Source organism: Microbulbifer sp. 2205BS26-8, assembly GCF_030731025.1.
GTDB lineage: Bacteria > Pseudomonadota > Gammaproteobacteria > Pseudomonadales > Cellvibrionaceae > Microbulbifer > Microbulbifer spongiae.
Window position 1 is genome coordinate 13890 of record NZ_JAVAMR010000010.1, and the last position, 22972, is coordinate 36861.

A 22972-nucleotide genomic window follows, 5' to 3' on the forward strand; every position below is an offset into this window, starting at 1 on the left:
CACCCTGGCCAAGCAGTCGACATAGCATCTGGTCAAGTGTTTATAAAGATTTTCAGGGCCGGATTACAGTGGTGTCCAAAGGGTATCTCTGAGTTCCAATCATACCTCTATGGGCAGGGCCGGTAGCAACCTGCGGCTGTGACGAAGCCGCTGGAGCCACTCCGGCTCCAACGGATATCACGTTTGGCGGCACTGGAACAAAATGGCGCTGGATTAAAACAACCTAACGCTTCCCCTTAGGTGTGCGCAGTCTTGGGAGGCGTTGTGAAGGCAGGCATATACCAGTGGAAGCGGAACAAGTTCATGCAACCCTGCTTGATCGAAAGGGCTCAGGGCGGGAAATGACCTGGCCTGAAGTGGAGGCCTGGCATCCTGGCCAGGGAGTGCTGTGGCTCCACTTTGATCGTGCTGAGGAAGCGGTCGTGCAGTGGATACGCACTGACAGCGGGCTGGCGCAAATCGTGGTGGAAGCCCTGCTGGCGCGACCGATGCGGCCCCGCACTCTCAGAGTGAATGACGGGCTCTTCCTGGCCCTGTGCGGGGTGGACCCAAAACACAAGTCGCGCCGAGAGGACCGGGTCTCGATCCGAGTGTGGGTAGAGGAAAATCGCGTTATCAGTACCGGCAAACGGCGCCTGCTGGCAGAGGAGGACCTGATAGCCCGTTTGGAGAGTGGCTGTGGCCCCCGGGGCGCCGCCGCGCTGGTGGTCTCCCTGGCGGATTTACTGGTATTGCGTATGAGCGACCGGGCCGAGGAGTTTGAAGAGGGGGTGGATGACCTGGAAGACCAGCTTCTGGAGCGCGGAGGGGAGGGCCTGGGAGTGAACCTGGTGCAGTTTCGCAAGAGAACGATTGCACTGCGCCGTTACCTGTGCCTGCAAAGAGAGGTACTGTCGCGCATGCAACAGGAAGCTATGCCCTGGTTCGACGAGGAGAGCCATGCTTTATTGGGTGATGTCAACGAGCGCCTGCAGCGGAATATCGATGATATCGATACCGTGCGCGAGCGCGCTGCGATTGCCCAGGAGGAAATTCTGAGCCGCAATTCCGACCAGCTCAACAGCCGTATGTACGTATTGTCTGTAGTCGCCGCTATATTCCTGCCCCTGGGATTTTTGACCAGCCTGTTTGGTATCAATGTCGGCGGTATTCCCTGGGAAGAATCCGCCGGTGGTTTTATCGCTTTCTGTGTTTTACTGGTGGTGGCCCTTGCGGGGCAATTAGTTTTCTTTCACTGGAAGAAATGGCTGTAGCACTTCTTACACGGAAGTCGGCGCACTGTGGGGGTAAAGGTTGTCACCACCAGCCTGGGGCCCGTGTTTCAGCCGGGATGCCGAAAATGCCTTACTCCAGAGGATGACACTGGCTGGCGGGGGCAGGAATTTTTCAAACAGACAGGCTGCCCAGGGCGCTGAACCTGGCGGGTCCCGGCTCAAGCCGATGTGCACTGTGGTGATGCCCAGGTCCGGAGGTCATTCCCGCCGTTTTATTTGAGGATGTGCGGGTCGCCGGGGAAGAGGCCGAGTTTGACGTCTTCTGCGTATTTGCGCAGTGCACCAGGAATATCCTCGGCTTCCACCAGAAAGTTTTTGGAGAATTTTGGCGGTTGCTCGGTGAGGCCGAGAATATCGTTGATAACCAGCACCTGGGCGTCGGTGTTGCGTCCGGCACCGATACCGATGGTGGGTATGGCAACCGATTCGGTGATGTTTTTGGCCAGGGTTGCGGGAACACACTCGAGCACCAGCAGGTCGGCACCGGCCTGGTCCAGTTGGATGGCATCATCCAGGATTTGTTTGGCGTGTTCGGCGTCGCGCCCCTGCACCCGGTAGCCCCCCAATTTGTGTACAGACTGTGGGGTTAGGCCCAGGTGGGCACAAACCGGAATACCGCGGTCAGTGAGCATCTTCACGGTTTCGGTAAGCCAGGCGCCGCCCTCAATTTTTACCATATGGGCACCAGCCTGCATGATACGGGTGGCGTTGGCGATGGCCTGCTCTGGTGTGGCGTAGGTCATAAACGGCATGTCGCCCATAATCAGGGACTTCTTGTTGCCCCGTGCCACCGCTTCCACATGGTAGATCATCTGCTCCATGGTCACCGGTACGGTACTGTCATAGCCGAGTACGGTCATGCCGAGGGAATCCCCCACCAGTACCGCCTCAACACCAGTCCTTTGGGCCATGGTGGCCATGGGGGCGTCATAGAGTGCAACGACAGTAAATTTCTCTCCCTGTTCTTTCTTTTTGCGCAGGGTCTGAGCTGTGACGAGCCGTTCTAATTCAAAGGATGCATACATAAGCCTTAACTCCCCGGATTGTAATAGTGTCGGCCGTTGGTGACAGTGAGCAGGTACTCGACCAGCTGGCGGTAATCTTCTGGGTGATTGGCAAAATCGATTTCCTCACTGTTGACGATAAGCAGAGGCGCCCTGTCGTAGTGGTGGAAAAAGCGGGTATAGGCTTCGTTGAGGGTGGCCAGGTATTCGTTGCCGATGGCGCGCTCTGCAGGGATGCCGCGATTGCGGATACGGTTTTGCAGTAACTCCAGGGGCGCTTGCAGGTAGATCACCAGGTCCGGTCTGGGTGCTTCCAGAGTGAGGTGCCGAAATACCTGCTGGTAGAGTGCGAGTTCATTTTTATCCAGGGTCACCTGGGCAAACAGCTGGTCTTTTTCAATCAGGAAATCCGCTACCCGGACCGGTTCAAAGAGGTCGTTCTGCCGCAACGCCTGGATTTGCTGGGAGCGCTGCAGAAGAAAGTGCAGCTGGGTCGGCAGGGCCGCACCTTTGGGATCGCGGTAGAAACGTGCGAGGAAAGGGTTTTCCTCCGGCCGCTCCAGCAGGGTGTCATAATTGAAGGTGGCGGCCAGCTTCTTCGCAAGCGTGGTTTTACCCACGCCGATATTGCCTTCTACGGCGATAAACTTGGGCAATGGCTTGCCCGGCAGGCTGAACTCACCCGGCGTTTCGCTGTTTTCGATAACCACGTATACGATTCCTAAGGCTGGGACGTCTTCCCCCGGTGGGCTACAGGCGCAAAAGTACTATCAAGTGGGGCGCGCAGTCGAGTACTTTTCAGGGGTCGGGGTGGTCGATCAGATTTTCTGCAGGCGATTGTGTGGGCAGTGCTGCAGCAGCTGTGCCAGTGTTTCCCCTGTGGGGAGTCGCAGATTGGGTGACAATTCGGCCAACGGTACCAGAACAAAGTTGCGTTCGAACATACGGGGGTGCGGCACCTGCAGGCGCAGGCTGTCAATGTATTGTTCGCCGAACAGCAGTATATCCAGATCCAGGGTGCGCGCTCCCCAGCGCAGGGAACGCTCGCGCCCGTGGGCCGCCTCGATGGCCTGCAGTTGGTCGAGCAGGGGCAGGGGGCAGAGCCCTGTGCGCAATTCTGCGACCGCATTGATGTAATCCGGTTGCCCGCTTGGACCAAGGGGCGCGCTGCGATAGAAACCGGAACAGCGCAGCAGTTGGCTTTGCGGCATATCAGCCAGTGCCACCAGGGCATTGCGCAGTTGTTTCCTGGGCTGCGCCAGGTTGCTGCCGAGCCCGAGATAGACAGTGTCCACTAGCCGGTTGTCCGGGGTTTGCGGTGGCGCCCACCGCGGGAGCCGCGGCCGCGATGACGGCTACCGCCATTGCGCTGCAGTTTGCGTACCATTTGCTGGCGCTGTTCGTCATCGGCCTGTTGGAACTGGGTCCACCACTGACCGAGTCCGGCCTCAATCTCACCGCACTCTTCGCGCAGTAGCAGAAAATCGTAGGCAGCGCGAAATCGGGGGTGTTCCATCATGCGCAGGGCACGGCTGCCACTACGCTGGGGCAGGCGGTATTGCAGGTCCCAGATTTCGCGCATGGGAATGGAGAAGCGTTTCGGGATGGCGGTGTGTGCCAACTGGGCACTTGTGATCTTTTGCGCAGCTTGGATCAGTGCCGGTACCGGAGGCGTTCCCTTCTCCACCAGCTTCTGCTGTTCCGCGTTTACCGCCGGCCAGAGCAGGGCTGCATACAGAAACGCAGGGGTGACCCGCATATCCGCGCAAATGCGCTGGTCGGTATTGCGCAGGGCTTGCCGGGTCAGCGCCAGGGCCGTGGGGCTGTTGCCGAGTTGGACGGCATTGTCCGGGAACAGATGCGGCCACAATTCGTAGCGTCGCAACAGTTCAAAGGTACTTTCACCCTGGCCGCTCATCAGCAGTTTTAGCATTTCGTCGAAGAGGCGGGCGGGGGCGATATTGCGCAGTAGTGGTGCCAGCTCCTTCAGGGGGGCCGCAGTTTTATTTTCTATGCTGAAGTCCAGTTTGGCGGCGAAGCGCACCGCGCGCAGCATGCGCACCGGGTCTTCCTTATAGCGCGTAACCGGTGTGCCAATCATGCGGATCAGGCGCCTGTCAATATCCTCTACACCACCGGTGTAATCGTGGATGGCGAAGCCATTGGTGGTGTAGTAGAGGGCATTGACGGTAAAGTCCCGGCGCTTGGCATCGCTTTCCAAATCTCCGTACACATTGTCTCGCAGCAGCATCCCGTGCTCCGATTGCCGGGCATTGTGCTCTTCACCATCTGTGTGGTGACCGCGGAAAGTGGTCACTTCTATGACTTCGCGACCAATACGGGCATGCAGGATACGGAAACGCCGCCCCACAATACGTGCGCCCCGAAACAGTACCTTGGCCTGCTCCGGGGTGGCATCTGTGGCGATGTCGAAGTCCTTGGGGTGGCCGCCGAGGATCAGGTCACGCACCCCGCCGCCGACAATAAAGGCTTGGTAACCCGCGTCCTGCAGGCGCTTCATAACGGTCAGTGCTGCACGGCTGATGTTTTGCCGTGAGATATTGTGGTTGTTGCGGGTGATGACCCTGGGGCCTTGCTTGGCCGGCTTGCGCCAGCGCTTCATACGAGTAATCAAATTGTTGAGCATACGGCTGTCTGTCTCGACTGCTGCCATTCGTGGATGACCGGAAAAACCCTGCTGCGCTTTGGCCACACGGCAGTGGGGGCAGGCTCTGTGCCCATGCTTTCCCACCCAGGAACCTGGGGGGTGGGGATACTGCTGGTCCTGTAGCCCCGGGCTGGCCAGGGTTGAAGTACAAATTCAGGCGCTCAAGTGGCACCTGTCTCCAGCGATCTGGATTTGCGGGCGCGATTCTAACATACCCTATGGAATGCACCCGCAATCTGCGGGTGTCGGGCATTTTGACAATGAAAATGGGAACTATTACAGCTTGGAAGATCCGGAAATCCTTCCCTGGCCAACGGGAAAATATACCCAGAGGCACAGGCATTTTTTTTATAGGGTTGTCTGTATCAGCAAACTGCGTCTTGGCTCCTGTCTGCACACCCGGTGCCGGGTTGCTGTGCCGTTTGGGCATTGCTTTTGTATCCGCACTTGACCGTACAAACAGTGGCATGTCGCCGCAGGCCAAAAAATAAGGCATGCGACCTGAGCTGAATGCAAGCGGGACAGCCATACGAAGAAGGGCCCGATAGCTCTGCGTACCCTGAGTGCCTGTGAAGATTGCACACCATTGCCCTGTAGGTGTAGCACTTATGTCAATGGCATAAGACCCGAGACCTGGTCCAGAAAACCCCATAAAAGTCCGCTCAGTAGGCTTGGGTATCCAGCAATGGTGGTACACAGCCCAATGACATGGTGGCGTGCACTCATCAGGAAAGTTGCTGGTAGACGGGGTGGAGGAAAGATCTTCTTGCGAGAAATGGGACTGGCAGAACACCTTCAGAACAACTGGTGACTGCCCGACCGAATGAGAATCAGTCTTATTTTCTTTATGAAGGTAGCGGCTTCCTTGCGCTCTCAATTTGCAGTCAAGCAAACACCCTATCCCAGGTACAATTCAGTCAGTTTCAACGCGCTTGTTGTTCTTCTTTTTTAGGATTTTTTCTTATTATTTATTGTTGTTGTTGCGGTTTTGGTCTCTCATTGCTCTTATTGTCGACCGCCCCATTATTGTTATTGTGTTTTGCCCACTTATTGTGAGTTGTTTTAGGGCCTGCAACGGCCATTTATTTTTATTGTTAGCCGTTTTCAATTTTTGTATCAAGAATAAAGCACTTTATGTGCCAACTTTAAAAAAATCTTATAAATCAACAAGTTAAAACATTTACATATTTTCACGGAACTTTTCACGGACTCTTCGCGTTACGGAAGGTGCGGGAATTGTTACTTGTGGATGGGTTGGGTAACACTTGCCTCAGTCAGCCTTGGCCGGGCCACGGCTGCCGGCGGGGGGAAGAGGAGGGGACTCTGAAGCGGATGGGAAAGAGGGTCAGGCCTCGGCGACGGCGCTGCGACGGGTCTTCTTGCGCGGAATCCCCAGTTTCTGCCGCCGCTCCCACAGGCACTTGCGACTGACACCCAGCTTCTTGGCCAGCTCGGTCTCACTCATGGTGTCCTGGTGTTCAATCACAAAGCGGGCGAAATAGTCTTCCAGGGACAGGTCCTCGCGGGGGTCTGTGTGCAAGCTGCGAGGGCGTGTTGAGCCCCTGGCCTCTTCCACGGGTACCAGGTCGAGATCAATATCCAGAATTTTATGATCGATTTCTTCACTACTCCTGTCGGTGAGAATCACCGCGCGCTGGATCGCGTTCTCCAGCTCCCGCACGTTGCCGGGCCAGGCGTAGGTGGTGATCGCCTGGATGGCCTCAGGGGACAGGCGCAGAAGCGGGCGCTCAATTTTTTGGCAAAATTTTTCCAGCAGGTGCTCTGCCAGTGCCAGTATGTCCCTACCGCGCTCCCGCAGGGGGGCGAGGGTTATCTGCACCACGTTGATGCGATAGTAGAGATCTTCACGGAATTTGCGATCCGCTGCCAGCTGGCGCAGGTTGCGATGCGTGGCTGCTACCAGTCGCACGTTCACCTTGCGCGATTCAATCGAGCCAATGGGGCGCACCTCTCCCTCCTGTATTACCCGCAGCAGGCGCGCCTGGGCCTCCAGGGGCAGTTCACCGATTTCATCGAGGAACAAGGTGCCGCCATCCGCGGCAGCTACCAGTCCTTCACGGGCACTCTGTGCCCCGGTAAATGCGCCTTTTTCGTAACCGAACAGTTCCGATTCGATCAGGGTTTCGGGGATGGCGGCGCAGTTCACTGATATCAGCGGTTTGCCGGCCCGGTGACTCTCCTCGTGGATTGCGCGGGCAACCAGCTCCTTACCGGTGCCTGTTTCGCCATGTACCAGCACTGTGGCATCGGTAGGAGCCACCTTGTGGATGCGGCCATACAGCTCACGCATTACCTGACTGTTACCAATCATGCCGGCGATGGCGTTGGTACTCTCTTTCTCCGCCGGGGCCTGGATGCGGCTCTGCTCGGCTTTGCCGATCACCCGGCGTATGGTGGTGATCATCTCGTCGTGATCGAAAGGCTTGGCGATGTAGTCCGCGGCCCCCATGCGCATGGAGTCCACGGCGGACCTGAGGCTGGCATAGCTGGTCATGATCAGCACGGGGATATCGCCGGCTGGCTTGAGTAAATCGGTGCCGGGTGCACCGGGAAGGCGCAGGTCCGAGATGATCAGGTCTACCGTGTTCAGGCGATACTTGTTGAGTGCTTCCCGAACGGAACCCGCCTCACTGACTTTGTAGCGGTGCCGCTCCAGAAGCTTGCGCAGCGCCGTTCGAATAATGGCTTCATCTTCGACGATCAGGATGTGGCTCATGTGTTACGCCTGGTTACAAAATACTCAGCAAGCGCCTAGTTTTACCTGTGCGCCGTTTCTATGCAACTCAAAAACGCAGAATTGAAGTGCATTTGCACAAAATTTAATCGTTTTGAGATTCCTTTACTTACCCCGCCAGGGGTAGCTGTACAATAAACTTTGCACCGCGTCCAGTTTCTTTATTGGCCGGACTGACCAGTTCCAACTGCCCACCATGCTCCTCGATAATGCTGTACACCATCGCCAATCCCAACCCGGTGCCCACTCCGGGCTCCTTGGTAGTGAAGAAGGGCTCGAGGATGCGCTCACGGTGCTTTGGGGAGATTCCCGGACCTTCATCGGTGATCGAAACACAGGCGCTGTTCCTGGAGATATGGCCTTCAATACGGATATGGCCCCCGTCGGGGCTGGCGTCACGCGCGTTGCTGAGCAGGTTGATAAATACCTGGATCAGACGCTGGTTGTCGCCGATGGCGATCAGGTCTTCCGGCACGGCGTTATCGAAGCGCACTTCCGTCTTGTCCCGCTGCAGCGACAACAGTTGTACCGCCTCCTGCACACAGGCATAAAGATCCACCGGAGCCCGTTCACTCTCCTGGCTGCCGGTGTGGGAGAAGCTAACCAGTGAGTGCACAATACGGCTGATACGCTGGGTCTGGCTAAGGATCTGGTCGGCGGTCTCCAGAACTTCCGGCTTGTCGCAGTCAAACTGGAGATTCTGTGCCAGGCAGGCGATACCGGTGACCGGATTGCCCACCTCGTGGGCGACACCGGCAGCAAGGCGGCCCACCGAAGCGAGGCGTTCACTGTGCATCAGCTCCTGTTCCAGAACCTGTGTCTCGGTAATATCTTCCAATAAAAGCATCTGGGCATCGCCGCGCTCGTTGTGGGTGCGGTTGTTGCGGTCGCGTTTTTGCCGAGTCTTGTGCAGGTTGAGCCAGTGGCTGTTGCCTCCCAGGTTGACCTGCTGTTTGAAGCGACTGGCATTGGCAGACTGGGCGAACTCTGTCAACAGGCCGCGCCAGGGTTCGGTCAGGTAATCCAGTTTGGAACCGATCACCCCGCTGGCAGTGATGCCGGTGAGGTCCTGCATGGCGTAGTTCCACAGCAATATCTCGCCGTCGCGGCCGAGTGAGCAGGCGGCCATGGGCAACTCTTCGAGCATCTGGCGGTGGTATAGGCGCAGATTGTTGAGTTCTGCGGCGAGTCCGGTGAGTTGGTGTTTGTAGCGTCCCAGGCGCGTCTCGATCAGGTGAATATCTTTATTGGCCGGTTGATCACCGTTCTTGAAGGGAAAGTGGCGGTCGATGATCTGCCCGGCCAGTACCCGCCCCAGCAGTCCCGAAAGGTTGGCTTCCAGCCGGTTGCGCAGCTGGCGCAGGGCGTAAGGGCGCCGTTCATTGTCCGGCAGGTTGAGCTGGCTGAGGGCGCGCTTGACCTCCAGGTTGGCGGTGGCTGCGCCGAGGCTTTCCGCCAGGCGCAGGCGAAAATCTGCGGCGGACTCCACATCGAGCCCCAGGCGCAAGGCCTGGGCGATGGTGTCATCGCTGCACAGGTCGGCGGCGTACTGTTCCAGGCTGCTGGCGCGGGTAAACAGCGACAGGCAGGCGAACAGCAGTATGTTGGCGCCCAGTGACAGGGTCGTGATCTGGGTCCAAATGGACATCCCCAGGGGTATCCGTATTGAAGTACCGGGGAGGACGATACCGGTCAGGCCGAGGATTGACGGTAGCAACAGGCAGCAGCCCCAGATCAGCATGCCCGCGAGCAGGCCGCCAATAAAACCGCGGCGATTGCCCCGCGGCCAGTGGATAACCGCAAAGATACCCGGCAGGAACTGCAGGGAACCGATAAATGCCAGCAGGGCCAGGTCCGACAGAGACAGGCGGTTGTCCAGCAGCAGATAAAAAGCAAAGCCGGCAACGAATAGCGCGGCAATCAGGGCGCGGCGCAGCCATACCAGTTGCCGGTACATGTTGTCCTCTGAATGCCAGCGGGTGCCCGGCAGCAGCCAGTGGTTCATCACCATGGTGGAGAGTGCCAATGTGATCATGATCAGTGCGCCGGTGGCGGCGGAAAGACCGCCGATAAACGCGAGCGCGGTGAGCAGTGCGGAGCCGCTGGTGCGGGGTACCGCCAGGGAGAAATACTGCACGGGCTCTGCCACGCCCAGGGCAAAGCCCGCCCACATGATTGGAAAGATCGGCAGGGCCATCAGCAGCAAAAACAGTGGGAAGCCCCAGCTGGCGGTGTGCAGTGCCTGCTTTGTTGGGCGCTCGGCGACACTCAGGTAGAAGATGTGTGGCATGGCTACGGCTGTGGCGATAAAGACCAACAGCAGCGTGTGCGAAGAGCCTTGGTCAATGGGGGTGTAGAGCCGCTGCTGCATGTCACTGTTTTCCAGCAACCACTGGTCGAGGCCGGCGAAGCCGCCGAATACACCGAACACCGCGTAGCCCCCAACGGCGGTCAGGGCAACCAGTTTAACCAGGGATTCCAGTGCCATGGCGCTGGCCAGTCCTTCCCCGCGCTCGTGGGTGGCGCCGTACATGCTGGTGAACACTGCGAGCAACACACAGTAGAGGAAGGCGATCAGGTTTTTGCTGGACACGTTGCTGTCCGGCAGGGCCAGGGCCGTGACGCTGTCATCGGACAACAGGGCCAGGGTCTCCGACACCGCCTGAATCTGCAGGGCCACCAGGGGCATCAGTGCCAACAGCATAAACAGTGTGGTGAGGATACCCGCCTGACGGCTATGGTAGCGGAATACCAGCAGGTCCGCGGGAGAGTACAGCTGGTAGCGTTGGGCCAGTCGCGCCAGGGGTTCCAGGGCCACCGGGGCGAACAGGAACATGGCGCCGGTGCCCAGATAGTAGGCCAGGACGCCGTAACCGTATTGCCAGGCCAGGTCGACAATGCCATAGAAGGTCCAGGCGGACAGGGAGACCCCCAGGGAGAGCACGTACACCAGGGGATGGCGCACCCAGCGCGACGGCATCCAGCCCTTGGATGCGGCAAAGGCAACAAAGAACAGGATGGCGATATAGGCGACGCCCACAAGGGCGATATGGGCTATTTCAAAGCTCATTCGATTTGCGCCTCCACTGGATAAAAATCGCCAGCAGGATCAGGACAAACCAGAGGATAAAGGGCCGGTACCAAGCGCCCACGGGGTTGATCATCCAGGTAAAAATGGTGGGGGAAAATACATAACCCACCAGCACGAGCAGAATCAGCAGAGTGCGGTTGCTCATAAGTCCCCTTGGAAACCCGCTTTGAAGTAGAAATACGCAGTTGCCAGGCCAGCTAATTATGCGCAGGGGTAAACCGGCTGTTGCCTGGGGCCGAGCATGACAGGCATAAAAAGGGTAATTGTCAACGCAATTCAGTGCAATTGCCGGTTGCGTCTATCGATCTGGTGGCGCTGCCAGTGGGCTGTGGCCCAGTTGAGAATGATTTCCGGCCTCTCCTGCGCCAGGGAGTCGGGCACATGAAAGCCGAGAAACGCCAGCGCGGCACAGAGATTGCCCGTTGCATTGGCATCATCGACAGCCGGGGCGTGATTTTGTTTGCTCAGCTTTTTCCGGCCTCCCGGTCCCATCACCAGGGGCAGGTGTCCGAATACCGGCGGTGCGGCGGAGAGTGCCCGGAACAGGCGTATCTGCGCACCGGTAGTGTCGAGAAGGTCCGCACCGCGCACCACATGGGTGATGCCCTGGGAGAGATCGTCAACCACCACGGCCAATTGATAGGCGTAGAGGCCGTCGCGGCGCTTGAGAAGGGTATCGTCGCGAATGTGCTGGTACTGTACTCCGTGCCAGATGTCCACAAAATGCTCTTCGCTGCCGGCACATACCAGGCGTAGGGCACAGGTACCCTTGCCGAGGTTTCCGGTGCGGCAGTTGATGTTGTCGTGCCCGCCACTGCGGCGAATCCGGCTGCGCGAGCAGTAACAGGGGTACAGCAGCCCCTGTTCATGCAACTGCTGCAGAGTATCCTCATAGAGCGGAGAGCGCTTACTTTGCCAGGCAACGGTACCGTGCCAATGCAAGCCGTGGGCTTCCAGGGTTTTCAGGATGCGGGTAGCGGCTCCTGGTTCTTCGCGAGGGGGATCCAGGTCCTCCATACGCAGCAGCCATTGACCGCCGTGGGCCCTGGCATCGAGGAAACTGCCGAGTGCGCACACCAGCGAGCCAAAATGCAGGGGGCCGCTGGGCGAGGGCGCAAAACGGCCAATATAGGGGTGAGCACTATCCAAAGTGATTGGCGGTGGCCCCGCAGACCGCCCTACCGGGCCGGGAGACCTCGGGCGCTTCGGGTTGCTGCCGGTTGGAAATTAACCGGAAATCTGCCGCTCCTTGATTTCCGCCAGGGTTTTGCAATCCACACATAAGGTGGCGGTGGGGCGCGCCTCCAGGCGGCGGATACCAATTTCAACCCCGCAGGCTTCGCAGTAGCCGTAGTCCTCCTGGTCAATCAACTCCAGGGTGGCATCAATTTTCTTGATGAGCTTGCGTTCGCGATCGCGGGTACGAAGCTCCAGGCTGAACTCCTCCTCCTGACTGGCGCGGTCGGCGGGATCGGGAAAGTTGGCAGCCTCGTCTTTCATGTGGGAAACGGTGCGGTCCACTTCCGCCATGAGCTCGGCTTTCCAGGCCAACAGCAAGTTGCGGAAATGCTCCTGCTGCTTCTCATTCATGTACTCCTCGCCCTTGGCTTCATGGTAGGGCTCAAAGCCGTGCAGAGAATCGGTGCTCGCAGCAGTTTTGGGCATAATCGGTGCCTCTCTTTCTATACGGGCCCCCGATAATGGGGGCGATACCACCAAATTCAATCTAGCCCAGACCGCAAACGTTTTGGGTGATGCGTTTATCACCGGTCAAAACAGCTGAGGTGGCAGGCTAATCCTTGCCTCGGTTGCCGATATCCCTCGGTGACCGAGAGCGTGGAAGCTATCAAATCTGCGCGATTCGCGCTACAAATAGTTGTCTGCTATTTTGTGGCGTTTAAAAGTACAGAAAAGCTTGGCCTGTGAAGTTTACCCCTCCGCTACAAAAGGCAACCCTGTTGCGACGCTACAAGCGTTTCCTGGCCGATGTGGAATCCCCGGAAGGTGAGGTTTTCACCATTCACTGTCCGAATACCGGTTCCATGAAGAACTGCTGGATTGTGGGAGGCCCCTGCTGGTACTCGGATTCCGGCAATCACAAGCGCAAGTATCGCCATACCCTGGAGATCACCGCCACGCCCGAGGGTGCCCTGGCGGGGGTAAATACCGGGCGCGCCAACGCCCTGGTGGAGGAGGCTGTGCTCGCCGGAACCATTCGCGAACTGCAGGGCTACGAGTCCCTGCGCAGGGAGGTGCGCTACGGCGAAGAGAAAAGCCGGATTGATTTTCTCTTGTCCGGCCGCGCCGGCGTTTGTTACGTCGAGGTGAAAAATGTCACCCTGGCAAAGGGGCGGCGGGGCTTCTTTCCCGATGCGGTCAGCGTCCGGGGCGCCAAACACTTGCGGGAACTACAGAAGCTGGCCGAGCGTGGCGTGCGCACGGTGCTGTTCTACTGTGTGCAGCACAGTGGCATTGAGAGTGTGGAGGCGGCGCGGGAAATTGATCCCGGCTATGCAGAGGCACTCGATAGTGCGGTGTCTACAGGGGTAGAAGTACTCGCCTACAAGGCGCGACTGAGCGCGGGGGAGATAACCCTGGCGGAGAGGCTGCCGCTTACCTGAGTGTCTCGCTCGATTGGGGCTGCTTTATTCCGGCAGCAGGACGTAGAGCCCGTCCTGGGCATACTCCACCGGTACCGGGGTCAGGGCATCGCCGCTACAGGGACCGGCAATGCACTCACCGGTTTCAATCAGGAACAGGGCACCGTGGGACGCACACTGGATCAGTGCGCCGTCTGGATCGAGAAACTGGTTTTTCTGCCAGTCGAGATTAATGCCTCTGTGCGGGCAGATATTACTATAAACATATATTTCACCCCCTTTCATCACTGCGAACACATTGTCGGTGCCGGTGGTGTTGTCGCCAAGGGAGAAGCCCTTGGATTGCCCTTCGCTCAATGCATCGTAGCGGCACAGGAAGTATTTCTGCATACATATCCGACTCTTGGGGGTAGTGGTCCATTGTGGCACAGTCCGCCAGTTGGGACCTTCTGCGCACAGGCTTTACTTGCCGTTACCGGGGCGCGGCGAGTGTAATGGCGGTGTAGCGTATGATGCCATCGCGCATGACCCCGAGGGTGACCTCATCCCCGGCGCGGTGTTTTTCCAATGCGTTGAGAAGATCGTCGTAGCTGCGAATGGGCTGGCGCTCCATTTCCACAATCACGTCCCCCAGTTGCCAGCCGCCCTGGCGGGTGCGGTGGATACCGCGCAGGCCGGCTTTTTCTGCAGGCATCCCCGGTGCTGTGCGCAGTATCGCCACCCCTTCGAATCCGTAGCGATTGTTCCATTGGTCAGGCGCGGACTCAATGCCGAGAACTGGGCGTACCAGACGGCCGTGTTTGATCAGTTCCGGTACAATTTTCTTGACCGTATCAACCGGAATGGCGAAGCCGATACCCACGCTCGCGCCACTGGGGCTATAAATGGCGGTGTTGACACCGATCAGGCGGCCCAGGGAGTCCAGCAGCGGGCCGCCGGAATTCCCCGGGTTGATGGCGGCGTCGGTCTGAATCACGTTGCGGATGGTGCGGTTGTTGGTCGCTTCAATCTCGCGCCCAAGGGCGCTGACCACCCCGGTGGTCAGGGTGGTATCGAGGCCGAAGGGGTTGCCGATGGCGAGTACCTTGCGCCCTACCGACAGGTTGCCGGACGTACCTGCCACCAGCGGCTTCAACAGTGCTCTGGGGGCCTCGATCTGCAGCACCGCGAGGTCTTTTTCCGGCGCCGAACCCACCAGCTTTGCCGGCCATTCACTGCGGTCCTGCAGGGTGATGGTCACCTTGCGCGCCCCCTCAATCACATGAAAATTGGTGACTACATGACCGTCTTGATCCCAGATAAAGCCGCTGCCGGCGCCTTTGGGCACTGCGTGCAGCCGCAGGGTTCTGCGATCGCGCACCAGGGTTTCATTGGTGACATACACCACCGAGGGGCTGGCGAAATTGAACACCTGCATGGTGTTGCGCTCGTCGTCGGTGGCAAAGTCCTGTACCTGCGCAAACAGCGGGGCAGCGAAACAGAGTAGTAACGTGAAGAGGGGGGCTGTCAGTGTGTTCAGCGGTGTCATGGATGGCAGTTTTTGTTTTGCGACCGAGGGGGTAAGTTTACCGTGCCCGCAGCAGAGGCGGGAAGATCTGACTTCTGCTTCAGCTGTGTTTATTGCCAGGGTGCCTGGCCCGACCCGGGTCGATGCCCGGGTCCTGTGGGCCGAAGCTCTGGCAGGTGCTGAGGGTAGCCTCCAGGCGACGGGTTCGGTTTGTTACTCGAAGCTATTTGCGGAAGTTTTGCAGTGCGAGGATGCGGTCGGTCAGGGGCGGATGAGTGGCCATCAGTGCGCCCATATTGCCGAAGATACCAAAGGCTTTCATATTGCCTGGCAGCGGTTGCTCATGGCCCCGCTCGGATTCCACCTTGAGTGTCTCCAGGGCGGCGATCATGGCGTTGGGGCCGGCCAGGGTGGCGCCGGCATGATCCGCCCTGTATTCCCGGCGACGGCTGAACCAGGCCACAACCATCATGGCGAAAAACCCGAATACAATATCCATCACGATGGAAGTGATGTAGTAGCCGATGCCCAGGCCCTGTTCATTGCGCAGTATCACCCGGTCCACAAAGAAACCCACCAAGCGCGCAAAGAACATGACAAATGTATTCACCACCCCCTGGATCAGTGCCAGGGTCACCATATCGCCGTTGGCTACATGACCGATTTCGTGTCCGATCACTGCCCGCGCCTCTTCGCGCCCAAAGCGCTGTAACAGTCCGGCGCTGACAGATACCAGAGCGTTGTTGCGGTTCCAACCGGTGGCGAAGGCATTGGCCTGGGGCATGGGGAATATACCGACATCTGGCATGCCGATACCGGCTTTGCGCGAGAGTTCCCGCACGGTTTCCACCAACCACTGCTCATCGGCGCTGCGCGGTTCGGTGATCACCTGGGTGCGGGTGCTCATACGTGCGATGGTCTTGGAGAGAAACAGCGAGATAAAAGAACCACCAAAGCCGAACAGGGCGCACAGGAGCAGCAGGGCACCCAGATTCAGGTCTACCCCGTTGGCCTGAAGGATGCCCCCGATACCAAAAATATTGAAAATAATGCCAACCAGGACCAAAACAGCCAAATTGGTCAGCAAGAATAGCCCAATGCGCAACATCGGTGCTCTCCTTCTGAGTTGTTCACAGAGAAGTTTAGATAGCGCCGGGTAGGGCGTATACCCACAGGGAGACAAGCGGACCCGGACCCTAAACTACAGGCAACTCTACCCAGTTGCGCCAGCTTTTCAAGGGGCAAAACCCAATAGAGCGGGGGTGGTCTACCGCTTGACAAGGCATATGAACTGAGGACTGTCTGTTAAACTATTCGGGGTTTTGCGTGGCGAGCAGCCGGTCGACTTCGCTGGCCAGTTGCTGCTTGAGGTTGGGGTCCAGGTCGTTCCAGTGCACATCCATCAGCGCGCCCTGCAGGGCGTAGAGCATGACTCTGGAAGCGTTGATGCCACGGTTGCGAATACTGATAAATGCCTCTACCGGGCCTATGCGGTGCAGATCGTCGTAGGAACGGATACCGATAGAGTGCAGAATATTGACAGAGGCCAGGCCCAGGTTCTTCAGTTTCAGTAGTTCTGATTGGCTCGGATGCATTCAGTTTTCCCTACTAGGTTTAACGTCCAGGTAATGCGATCACTCCCTCAATCGCGCGACTGAACTTAACATACTTCAACGCTCCGCCAATAAACATTATTGCCGACGCACAGCGGACAGCGTCTGTTACACCTCCCGGCAAAGACTGGCGGACCCGCATATTTTGGGACCCCCTTGGGTAAAGTGGGCAGCGGAGTTTGTTTACTTTAGCCCGCAATGTAAAAATAGGCTGCTATGGAACACTAATGTTAGACGTATCTCTTCGGCGTATCCTCTTTGGTCTCGGTGATACGCATGTCATCCTCGATCCCGAATCCGGGCAACTGCTGCACCCCGAGGCCCTGGTGGCCTTCCAGCGCCTGTGCAGGGATGCCCGGGATGCGGGTTTCGCCCCCCGGGTTGTCTCCGGTTTCCGTGACTTCAAGCGCCAGCGCACTATCTGGAACAGCAAAGCTCAGGGGGTGCGGCCGGTTCTCGACAGCCGCGGGTTGGCCTTGGACATTTCTCGCCTGGCGCCGAGGGATCTGGTATTTGCCATCCTGCGCTGGTCTGCACTGCCCGGTGCTTCCCGCCACCACTGGGGCACGGATTTCGATATTATCGATGCTGCTGCAGTACCGGAGGATTATCGCCCGCAACTGACACCACAGGAAGTGGCCAGCGATGGGGTTTTCGGCCCCTTCCACCAGTGGCTGGATACGCGTATTGCCTCAGGTCGGAGTTACGGCCTGTTTCGCCCCTACGCCAAGGACTTCGGCGGCGTAGCCCCGGAGCGCTGGCATCTCAGCTATGCACCATACGCCTGGGAACTGCAGCAACAACTTACACCGGGGCGCTTGGACGAACAGCTGCGCCGCAGCAATCTGGCCCTCTGCGACACGGTGTGTGAGCAGCTCCAGGAAATCTATACGCGCTTTATATGGGTCCCGGATCACTGTTACCCAGGATTTTCACAGTGCTGAGGCGAGCGGTGTTTATTATCTGGTCCACCGGTTCTGATTACCGGGGGCGGTGGTTGCAAGTGCCCGCTATCCCTGCCAAGCTGCGCTGGCAAAAGGGTCCTGACGTACGCACCCGCTACAGCCTGAGGGACATTGTGGAATAGTGGATACAAAAGGCGGGAAGTTTATTATCAATAGCCAAGCCAATCCCCGTGATGTGTGGGGCTCCATGCGCGCGGAGGCCGCTGCAGCGGCCAGTGGCGAGCCGATTCTGGCGAGCTATTTCCACAATACCATTTTGCGCCACCGGTCTCTCGAGCACGCCATTGCCGACCAGCTTGCCACCATCCTAAACCACAGTGCCCTGACGGCTGCTTCCCTGCAGGAAGTGATCGCCGCAGCCCTGCAAAGCGATCCCGAGATCGCCCGTTGCATGCTCGCCGATATTTGTGCCTGGTACGACCGGGACCCAGCCTGTAACCAGTACCTGATTCCCTTTCTTTACTTCAAGGGCTTCCACGCCCTGCAGTCGCACCGGATTGCCCACTGGCTTTGGCAGCAGGGACGCTCCACCCTGGCTCTGTACTTCCAGAGCCGGGTATCGGAGCAGTTCTCTGTGGATATCCACCCGGCGGCGACATTTGGCAGCGGTATCATGATCGACCACGCGTCCGGGCTGGTGGTGGGGGAAACCTGTGTGGTGGGTGACGACGTTTCCCTCCTGCACTCAGTCACGCTGGGTGGCAGTGGTCGCGGTTCGGGGGATCGCCATCCAAAAATCGGTCGCGGAGTGATGATCGGTGCGGGTGCCAAGGTACTGGGGCCGGTACGGGTGGGGTCGGATGTGAAAATTGCCGCCGGTAGCCTGGTGTTGCAGGATGTCCCGGACCACACTACGGTGGCGGGGGTACCGGCGCGCCCGGTTGGTGGCCGAACCGGGGAAGCCCCTGCCTTTACCATGGATCAGACCCTGGACCCAGATGTATAACAGAGGGATCAAGGGATGCCAGAAGCCACGTACAGTCTGATCTTTCGCGGTGACCTGATTGAAGGATTTACCGCCAATGAGGTAAAAACCCGTATGGCCCGCCTTTTCAAGAGCCAGGCACAGTCTGTTGAGCATCTGTTCAGTGGGCGACCGTTAATTTTGAAAAAAGGGCTCAGCCGCGCCCATGCTGAGCAGTTCCAGGTCACCCTTGGCAAACTCGGCGCGCAGGTGACCATCAGAAATGAATGCAGCGGCGAAACTATCCAGGTTGGCTCCGCAACCAAGTCACAACCCGCTGACGGGCTTAATACCTCCACTGTGCAGGCACCCAACTGGACGCTCGCGCCAATGGAGGGGAATCTGGTCAGGGATCACGAGCGCAAGGAGGTGGCGCCAGTGCGGGTTTCTGTGGGGCATATCAGCCTGCGTGCAGCGGAGGGCTTCCTGCTCGATGAAACGGAGCGGGACCGGGGCGAGATCTTACCGGTACAGGTTCCGCAGTGGGATATCCATTGAGCAATTCTGACGCGGCACTGTTACCCTGGCGAGATGCAAATCACTACCGGCTACGGGCCGGTAGTGTTGTCTTTATCCCAACGTTTATTTGCCGGGGCAGTCGGCAGCGGCCCGCTCAGCCTTCTTTTTTTTGGTAGCGCTCGCGAGAAGCCAGCACCTCTCTGCGCGCAGCTTCCCTATTGGCCCAGCCTTCCACTTTCACCCACTTGCCGGACTCCAGTGCCTTATAGTTCTCAAAATAGTGCTCAATCTGCTTGATCAACAGCTCCGGCAGGTCGCTGATTTCCTCAACATGATCATACAGCTTGGTGAGTTTGCTGTGCGGTACGGCCAACAGTTTGGCATCAACACCAGATTCGTCGGTCATGTTCAGCACGCCGACCACACGAGAGCGGATAACGGCACCAACCATGACCGGATAGGGTGCTACCACCAGCACGTCCAGGGGGTCTCCGTCTTCAGACAAAGTCTGGGGTACATAGCCGTAGTTGGCCGGATAGAACATCGGGGTGGCAACAAAGCGATCTACAAAAACTGCGTCCGAATCCTTGTCAACCTCATACTTTATGGGATCGTGGTTGGCAGGAATCTCAATGATTACGTTGATATCGTTGGGCAGGTCAATTCCTGCGGGGATTTTGTCGAAGCTCATTGCTGGTCCTGACTGGGTAAATGGAAAATTTTGGAGCGCGGATTATATACGCTGGTCAACCGTGCGGAAAGCTGCGACCTTCTGGCAATGCGTTGGCGTCGAAGGCGTTCGGCGGGTCTATCCTGTAATGCATTGATAACAACAATGGGGCAGACCCGTCATGGTAAAAGCTCGGGAGGTAAAAACCCTGCAGGAGGCCCGCGCAATTGTGGAGAGGCGCGGTCTCAGTCATGTCAAAGTGGGCCTTTTCGATATCGACGGAGTATTGCGCGGCAAGTATATGAGCCGTGACAAATTCTTTTCCGCACTGGCTAAAGGCTTTTCTTTTTGCGATGTGGTGCTGGGCTGGGATGTGAAAGACCAGCTCTACGACAATGTCCGCTACACCGGCTGGCATACGGGCTACCCGGACGCACCGGTACGTATCCTGCCTCACAGCTGTCGTGATGTTCCTTTCGAGGACAATATGCTGTTGTTTTTGGCGGAATTTGACGGTCGTGCCGAGGCATTGTGCCCGCGTGCAGTTCTGCGCCGAGTGGTGGAACGCTGCCAAGCCATGGGGTTTGCGCCTTTTGCGGCGCTGGAGTATGAGTTCTTCCTGTTTGATGAAACGCCGGAATCGGTACGCAGCAAGGGCTTTCGCAACCTCAAACCCTTCACTCCGGACTGGTTTGGCTATTCGGTACTGCGCAACTCGGTACATTCGGGACTCTATCGGGAAATCCTCGATCTGGGTGAGCGCATGGATTTCCCGCTGGAAGGGTTGCATACGGAGACGGGTCCGGGGGTTCTGGAGGCGGCCATCGCTGTGGATAGTGCCGAGGCAGCGGCGGACAAAGCCGCTCTGTTTAAAACTTTTATCAAGGTGCTGGCCCAGTGCAGGGGCCTGATGGCGACTTTTATGTCCCGCTGGTCCAGTCACTATCCCGGACAGAGCGGCCATATTCACTTATCCCTGTGTGATACCCGCAGCGGGGACTCCGTCTTCGTCGATTCGCGTCAGGCCCAGGGTATGAGCGAGACCATGTGCCAGTTCCTCGCCGGGCAGCAGCGCCTGATGCCGGAATTTCTGGCACTGCTCGCTCCCACAATAAACAGTTATCGCCGCCTGGTACCCGGCTTCTGGGCACCCACCGGTGCCAATTGGGGTGTGGAAAACCGCACCACCGCCCTGCGCGCCATTCTGGGCAATAGCCAGTCCCAGCGTATTGAATACCGGCTGGGTGCCGCTGATGCCAATCCCTATCTGGCTCTGGCTGCCGCTCTGGGTTCCGGCCTTTACGGCATCGTGCAGCAGTGGCAGCCCAGTGACCCCATTGAAGGCAATGCCTATGCGCTGGCCCCGCAGGCCCAGCAGGCACTGCCCACTACCCTGTGGGATTCAGCGCAGAGTCTGAAAAAATCCCAGGCGGCGCGCGAATTGTTCGGCTGCGAGTTTATCGATCATTTTGCTGCGAGCCGGGAGTGGGAGGAGCGTGAGTACCGGCGACATGTGAGTGACTGGGAACTGGACAGGTATTTCGAAATCATCTGATCCGGAATAGTGATGCGCGTCCTATATCCGGTGGTGAACCCGGTTACAGGCCAGTGCCGAGCAGAAAAATGCCAGTTGGACGATGTTTTCGCACCGACAGTTTTCCGGTGGCCAAGCGTTGGGTTGGGGAGAGCTATCGCGGTGCAAATAAAAAAAGGGTTTTTTGAGCATGCGCTATCTGCAATGTATTTCACCGATTGATAACAGTGTGTATCTGGAGCGGGCTCTGGCTGGCGAAGCGGAAATTCGTGTGGCCCTGGACAGAGCAGCGTCTGCCCAGCGGGCCTGGCGACTGACACCAATAGCCGAACGCATCGCCGTAGTGCATCGGGCGGTGGAATGTTTCTGTGATCGCAAGAAGCGCCTCGGCGAGGAACTCTGCTGGATGATGGGGCGCCCCATTCGATACTCAGGGGGGGAGATTGACGGTTTTGCCGAACGCGCCTGCACCCTGGCGGATATTGCCGAGACGGCTTTGACAGATATCCCATTGCCGTTCAAGCCGGGTTTCACCCGTTTTATCCGTCGCGACCCCCTGGGTATTTCCCTGGTCATCGCCCCCTGGAATTATCCCTATTTAACCGCGGTGAATGCAGTGGTGCCCTCTTTGCTGGCGGGCAATGCGGTTATCTTAAAGCACTCCGCACAAACCCCCCTGTGCGCCGAGCGTATGGTGGAAGCTTTTCGGGAGGCGGGGCTTCCCTACGGTGTCTTCCAGTATCTGCATCTCGATCATCCCTGTACCCAGCGGCTGGCGTGCGCCGGGGAGATCCAGCATATCGCCTTTACCGGCTCAGTGGATGGCGGTGCGGCTATAGAGCGCAGTGTGGCTGGCCGTTTTGTGCAGCTGGGTCTGGAGTTGGGTGGCAAGGACCCCGCATATGTGCGCGCGGATGCCGACTTGCAACTGGCGGTTGAGTCAATAGTGGACGGGGCCTATTTTAATTCCGGGCAGTCTTGCTGTGGCATTGAACGGGCCTATGTCCACGAGCAGCTATTCGACGAATTTGTCGCGCGTGCGGTCGCCATCATACGTCAATATCGTCTCGGGCATCCGCAGGACCCTCAGACCACTCTGGGGCCATTGGTGTGCGCAGCAGCAGCCGACAGGGTGCGGGTACAAATCGATGAGGCGGTGGCAGAGGGGGCTCAGGCGCACTTGCAAACTGGTGATTTCCCAATGGATCAGCGCGGTACTCAGTATATGGCGCCACAGTTACTCACCGGGGTGCGGCATAAGATGCGGGTCATGCGCGAGGAATCTTTTGGACCGGTGCTGGGAGTGCAAAAAATACATGACGATGGCGAGGCGCTGGAACTGATGAATAACAACCGGTATGGGCTCTCTGCAGCGCTATTCAGTCGCGATGAAGGGGCTGCCCTAATGATTGCAGATCACCTGGAAACAGGTACGGTTTTTCTGAATAGGTGTGACTATCTGGACCCGGAGCTGGCCTGGAGCGGCGTAAAACAGTCGGGCAGGGGGTGCACGCTGTCCCGTATCGGTTTCGAGCAGTTGACCCGGCCCAAGTCGTTTCATTTTAAAACCGGCAAAGAGGAAGGGCGGAAGGGCAGTTTGCTGTGAGATAACGTGGATGAGGGGGGGATTGAAGCAATTTTTTTGCTCTCCCTGAAGTTAAAGGCCGGGGAATATTCTGTTGAGGGCAGAGCATTAGATTCCAAATGGGCGCCTTTTTTTGTCCAGGGGAAAGTGGGGAATCAGGTGTGTAGCCGCAGTTGGACTGCGCTAACTGCATTGGTATTTGTATTCCCACCGGGGATTATTTTTGGACGACATGCCATTGACCTGTAAAGCTGATTGCTCATGAACGATCATTTGCAACCTG

General features: G+C 58.0%; 22 protein-coding genes. 8 read left to right on the plus strand and 14 right to left on the minus strand.

Going from position 1 to position 22972, the window contains the following annotated elements:
• Positions 1-284: 284 nt before the first annotated feature.
• A complete protein-coding gene (locus Q5Y71_RS05255) occupies positions 285-1253 on the plus strand; it encodes a zinc transporter ZntB (protein WP_306040656.1) in 969 nt (322 codons plus the stop codon).
• 233 nt (positions 1254-1486) lie between these two features.
• On the opposite strand, the gene panB is transcribed toward Q5Y71_RS05255, so the two are convergent.
• From panB to dksA, 9 genes are all read right to left on the minus strand, one after another.
• Entirely contained in the window at positions 1487-2299 is an 813-nt protein-coding gene (panB, locus tag Q5Y71_RS05260; RefSeq protein ID WP_306040657.1) for a 3-methyl-2-oxobutanoate hydroxymethyltransferase, read from the minus strand.
• Positions 2300-2304: 5 nt separating this feature from the next.
• Positions 2305-2988, minus strand: a complete 684-nt coding sequence (locus Q5Y71_RS05265; protein ID WP_306040659.1) for a deoxynucleoside kinase — start codon at positions 2986-2988, stop codon at positions 2305-2307.
• Between the two features lie 108 nt (positions 2989-3096).
• Positions 3097-3573 (minus strand): 2-amino-4-hydroxy-6-hydroxymethyldihydropteridine diphosphokinase, encoded by a 477-nt coding sequence (gene folK / locus Q5Y71_RS05270; protein ID WP_306040660.1) that lies wholly within the window; start codon positions 3571-3573, stop codon positions 3097-3099.
• Positions 3573-4952, minus strand: a complete 1380-nt coding sequence (pcnB, locus tag Q5Y71_RS05275; RefSeq protein ID WP_371876999.1) for a polynucleotide adenylyltransferase PcnB — start codon at positions 4950-4952, stop codon at positions 3573-3575. The genes folK and pcnB overlap by 1 nt, the downstream gene beginning before the upstream one ends.
• 1339 nt (positions 4953-6291) lie before the next feature.
• The gene (locus tag Q5Y71_RS05280; protein ID WP_306040661.1) at positions 6292-7683 is read right to left on the minus strand and encodes a sigma-54 dependent transcriptional regulator; all 1392 of its coding nucleotides are present in this window, start codon (positions 7681-7683) and stop codon (positions 6292-6294) included.
• A 127-nt stretch (positions 7684-7810) separates the two neighbouring features.
• Positions 7811-10771 (minus strand): ATP-binding protein, encoded by a 2961-nt coding sequence (locus tag Q5Y71_RS05285; protein WP_306040662.1) that lies wholly within the window; start codon positions 10769-10771, stop codon positions 7811-7813.
• The gene (locus Q5Y71_RS05290) at positions 10761-10937 is read right to left on the minus strand and encodes a hypothetical protein (RefSeq protein ID WP_169337099.1); all 177 of its coding nucleotides are present in this window, start codon (positions 10935-10937) and stop codon (positions 10761-10763) included. Before Q5Y71_RS05290 ends, Q5Y71_RS05285 begins: the two co-directional genes overlap by 11 nt.
• Before the next feature lie 131 nt (positions 10938-11068).
• Positions 11069-11941 (minus strand): tRNA glutamyl-Q(34) synthetase GluQRS, encoded by an 873-nt coding sequence (gene gluQRS, locus Q5Y71_RS05295; RefSeq protein ID WP_306040668.1) that lies wholly within the window; start codon positions 11939-11941, stop codon positions 11069-11071.
• Between the two features lie 78 nt (positions 11942-12019).
• Positions 12020-12457, minus strand: coding sequence for an RNA polymerase-binding protein DksA (gene dksA / locus Q5Y71_RS05300; protein ID WP_306040669.1), 438 nt, complete (start codon positions 12455-12457; stop codon positions 12020-12022).
• Between the two features lie 257 nt (positions 12458-12714).
• On the opposite strand from dksA, the gene sfsA reads away from it, so the two are divergent.
• On the plus strand, positions 12715-13413 hold the full coding sequence (sfsA, locus tag Q5Y71_RS05305; RefSeq protein WP_306040672.1) for a DNA/RNA nuclease SfsA: 699 nt from the start codon (positions 12715-12717) through the stop codon (positions 13411-13413).
• 24 nt (positions 13414-13437) lie between these two features.
• Here sfsA and Q5Y71_RS05310 read toward each other — a convergent pair whose 3' ends face one another.
• From Q5Y71_RS05310 to Q5Y71_RS05325, 4 genes are all read right to left on the minus strand, one after another.
• Positions 13438-13782 carry a Rieske (2Fe-2S) protein gene (locus Q5Y71_RS05310; RefSeq protein WP_306040674.1) on the minus strand — a complete coding sequence of 115 codons (345 nt, stop codon included), beginning with the start codon at positions 13780-13782 and terminating at the stop codon, positions 13438-13440.
• Positions 13783-13864: 82 nt separating this feature from the next.
• On the minus strand, positions 13865-14920 hold the full coding sequence (locus Q5Y71_RS05315) for a S1C family serine protease (RefSeq protein ID WP_306040676.1): 1056 nt from the start codon (positions 14918-14920) through the stop codon (positions 13865-13867).
• Positions 14921-15122: 202 nt separating this feature from the next.
• Positions 15123-16007, minus strand: a complete 885-nt coding sequence (htpX, locus tag Q5Y71_RS05320; RefSeq protein WP_301414630.1) for a protease HtpX — start codon at positions 16005-16007, stop codon at positions 15123-15125.
• A 202-nt stretch (positions 16008-16209) separates the two neighbouring features.
• Complete coding sequence (locus Q5Y71_RS05325; RefSeq protein WP_301414629.1) at positions 16210-16494, minus strand: TfoX/Sxy family protein; 285 nt, start codon at positions 16492-16494, stop codon at positions 16210-16212.
• A 245-nt stretch (positions 16495-16739) separates the two neighbouring features.
• Here Q5Y71_RS05325 and Q5Y71_RS05330 point away from each other — a divergent pair, with 245 nt between their 5' ends.
• The 4 genes from Q5Y71_RS05330 (at position 16740) to Q5Y71_RS05345 (ending at position 18939) form a co-directional block, all read left to right on the plus strand.
• The gene (locus Q5Y71_RS05330; RefSeq protein WP_306040679.1) at positions 16740-17456 is read left to right on the plus strand and encodes a M15 family metallopeptidase; all 717 of its coding nucleotides are present in this window, start codon (positions 16740-16742) and stop codon (positions 17454-17456) included.
• Positions 17450-17599: a hypothetical protein gene (locus Q5Y71_RS05335; RefSeq protein WP_306040681.1), complete on the plus strand. Its 150-nt coding sequence runs from the start codon at positions 17450-17452 to the stop codon at positions 17597-17599. The genes Q5Y71_RS05330 and Q5Y71_RS05335 overlap by 7 nt, the downstream gene beginning before the upstream one ends.
• 65 nt (positions 17600-17664) lie before the next feature.
• On the plus strand, positions 17665-18423 hold the full coding sequence (gene cysE, locus Q5Y71_RS05340; RefSeq protein WP_306040752.1) for a serine O-acetyltransferase: 759 nt from the start codon (positions 17665-17667) through the stop codon (positions 18421-18423).
• A 15-nt stretch (positions 18424-18438) separates the two neighbouring features.
• On the plus strand, positions 18439-18939 hold the full coding sequence (locus Q5Y71_RS05345; protein ID WP_306040683.1) for a hypothetical protein: 501 nt from the start codon (positions 18439-18441) through the stop codon (positions 18937-18939).
• A gap of 115 nt (positions 18940-19054) precedes the next feature.
• Here Q5Y71_RS05345 and ppa read toward each other — a convergent pair whose 3' ends face one another.
• On the minus strand, positions 19055-19591 hold the full coding sequence (gene ppa / locus Q5Y71_RS05350) for an inorganic diphosphatase (RefSeq protein WP_306040685.1): 537 nt from the start codon (positions 19589-19591) through the stop codon (positions 19055-19057).
• A 160-nt stretch (positions 19592-19751) separates the two neighbouring features.
• On the opposite strand from ppa, the gene Q5Y71_RS05355 reads away from it, so the two are divergent.
• Together Q5Y71_RS05355 and Q5Y71_RS05360 are read left to right on the plus strand one after the other, a co-directional pair.
• On the plus strand, positions 19752-21125 hold the full coding sequence (locus Q5Y71_RS05355; protein WP_306040687.1) for a glutamine synthetase family protein: 1374 nt from the start codon (positions 19752-19754) through the stop codon (positions 21123-21125).
• Positions 21126-21294: 169 nt separating this feature from the next.
• Positions 21295-22710, plus strand: coding sequence for an aldehyde dehydrogenase family protein (locus Q5Y71_RS05360; protein ID WP_306040689.1), 1416 nt, complete (start codon positions 21295-21297; stop codon positions 22708-22710).
• The last annotated feature ends 262 nt before the right edge of the window (positions 22711-22972 follow it).

Excerpts from the sequence above, each read along its gene's own strand:
- pcnB (WP_371876999.1), bottom strand. The coding sequence starts at position 4,952 with ATGGCAGCAGTCGAGACAGACAGCCGTATGCTCAACAATTTGATTACT.
- ppa (WP_306040685.1), bottom strand. The coding sequence starts at position 19,591 with ATGAGCTTCGACAAAATCCCCGCAGGAATTGACCTGCCCAACGATATC.
- Q5Y71_RS05345 (WP_306040683.1), top strand. The coding sequence starts at position 18,439 with ATGCCAGAAGCCACGTACAGTCTGATCTTTCGCGGTGACCTGATTGAA.
- Q5Y71_RS05360 (WP_306040689.1), top strand. The coding sequence starts at position 21,295 with ATGCGCTATCTGCAATGTATTTCACCGATTGATAACAGTGTGTATCTG.
- htpX (WP_301414630.1), bottom strand. The coding sequence starts at position 16,007 with ATGTTGCGCATTGGGCTATTCTTGCTGACCAATTTGGCTGTTTTGGTC.
- Q5Y71_RS05355 (WP_306040687.1), top strand. The coding sequence starts at position 19,752 with ATGGTAAAAGCTCGGGAGGTAAAAACCCTGCAGGAGGCCCGCGCAATT.
- Q5Y71_RS05285 (WP_306040662.1), bottom strand. The coding sequence starts at position 10,771 with ATGAGCTTTGAAATAGCCCATATCGCCCTTGTGGGCGTCGCCTATATC.
- Q5Y71_RS05310 (WP_306040674.1), bottom strand. The coding sequence starts at position 13,782 with ATGCAGAAATACTTCCTGTGCCGCTACGATGCATTGAGCGAAGGGCAA.
- Q5Y71_RS05330 (WP_306040679.1), top strand. The coding sequence starts at position 16,740 with ATGTTAGACGTATCTCTTCGGCGTATCCTCTTTGGTCTCGGTGATACG.
- panB (WP_306040657.1), bottom strand. The coding sequence starts at position 2,299 with ATGTATGCATCCTTTGAATTAGAACGGCTCGTCACAGCTCAGACCCTG.
- Q5Y71_RS05290 (WP_169337099.1), bottom strand. The coding sequence starts at position 10,937 with ATGAGCAACCGCACTCTGCTGATTCTGCTCGTGCTGGTGGGTTATGTA.
- cysE (WP_306040752.1), top strand. The coding sequence starts at position 17,665 with ATGCGCGCGGAGGCCGCTGCAGCGGCCAGTGGCGAGCCGATTCTGGCG.
- Q5Y71_RS05315 (WP_306040676.1), bottom strand. The coding sequence starts at position 14,920 with ATGACACCGCTGAACACACTGACAGCCCCCCTCTTCACGTTACTACTC.
- dksA (WP_306040669.1), bottom strand. The coding sequence starts at position 12,457 with ATGCCCAAAACTGCTGCGAGCACCGATTCTCTGCACGGCTTTGAGCCC.
- Q5Y71_RS05325 (WP_301414629.1), bottom strand. The coding sequence starts at position 16,494 with ATGCATCCGAGCCAATCAGAACTACTGAAACTGAAGAACCTGGGCCTG.
- Q5Y71_RS05280 (WP_306040661.1), bottom strand. The coding sequence starts at position 7,683 with ATGAGCCACATCCTGATCGTCGAAGATGAAGCCATTATTCGAACGGCG.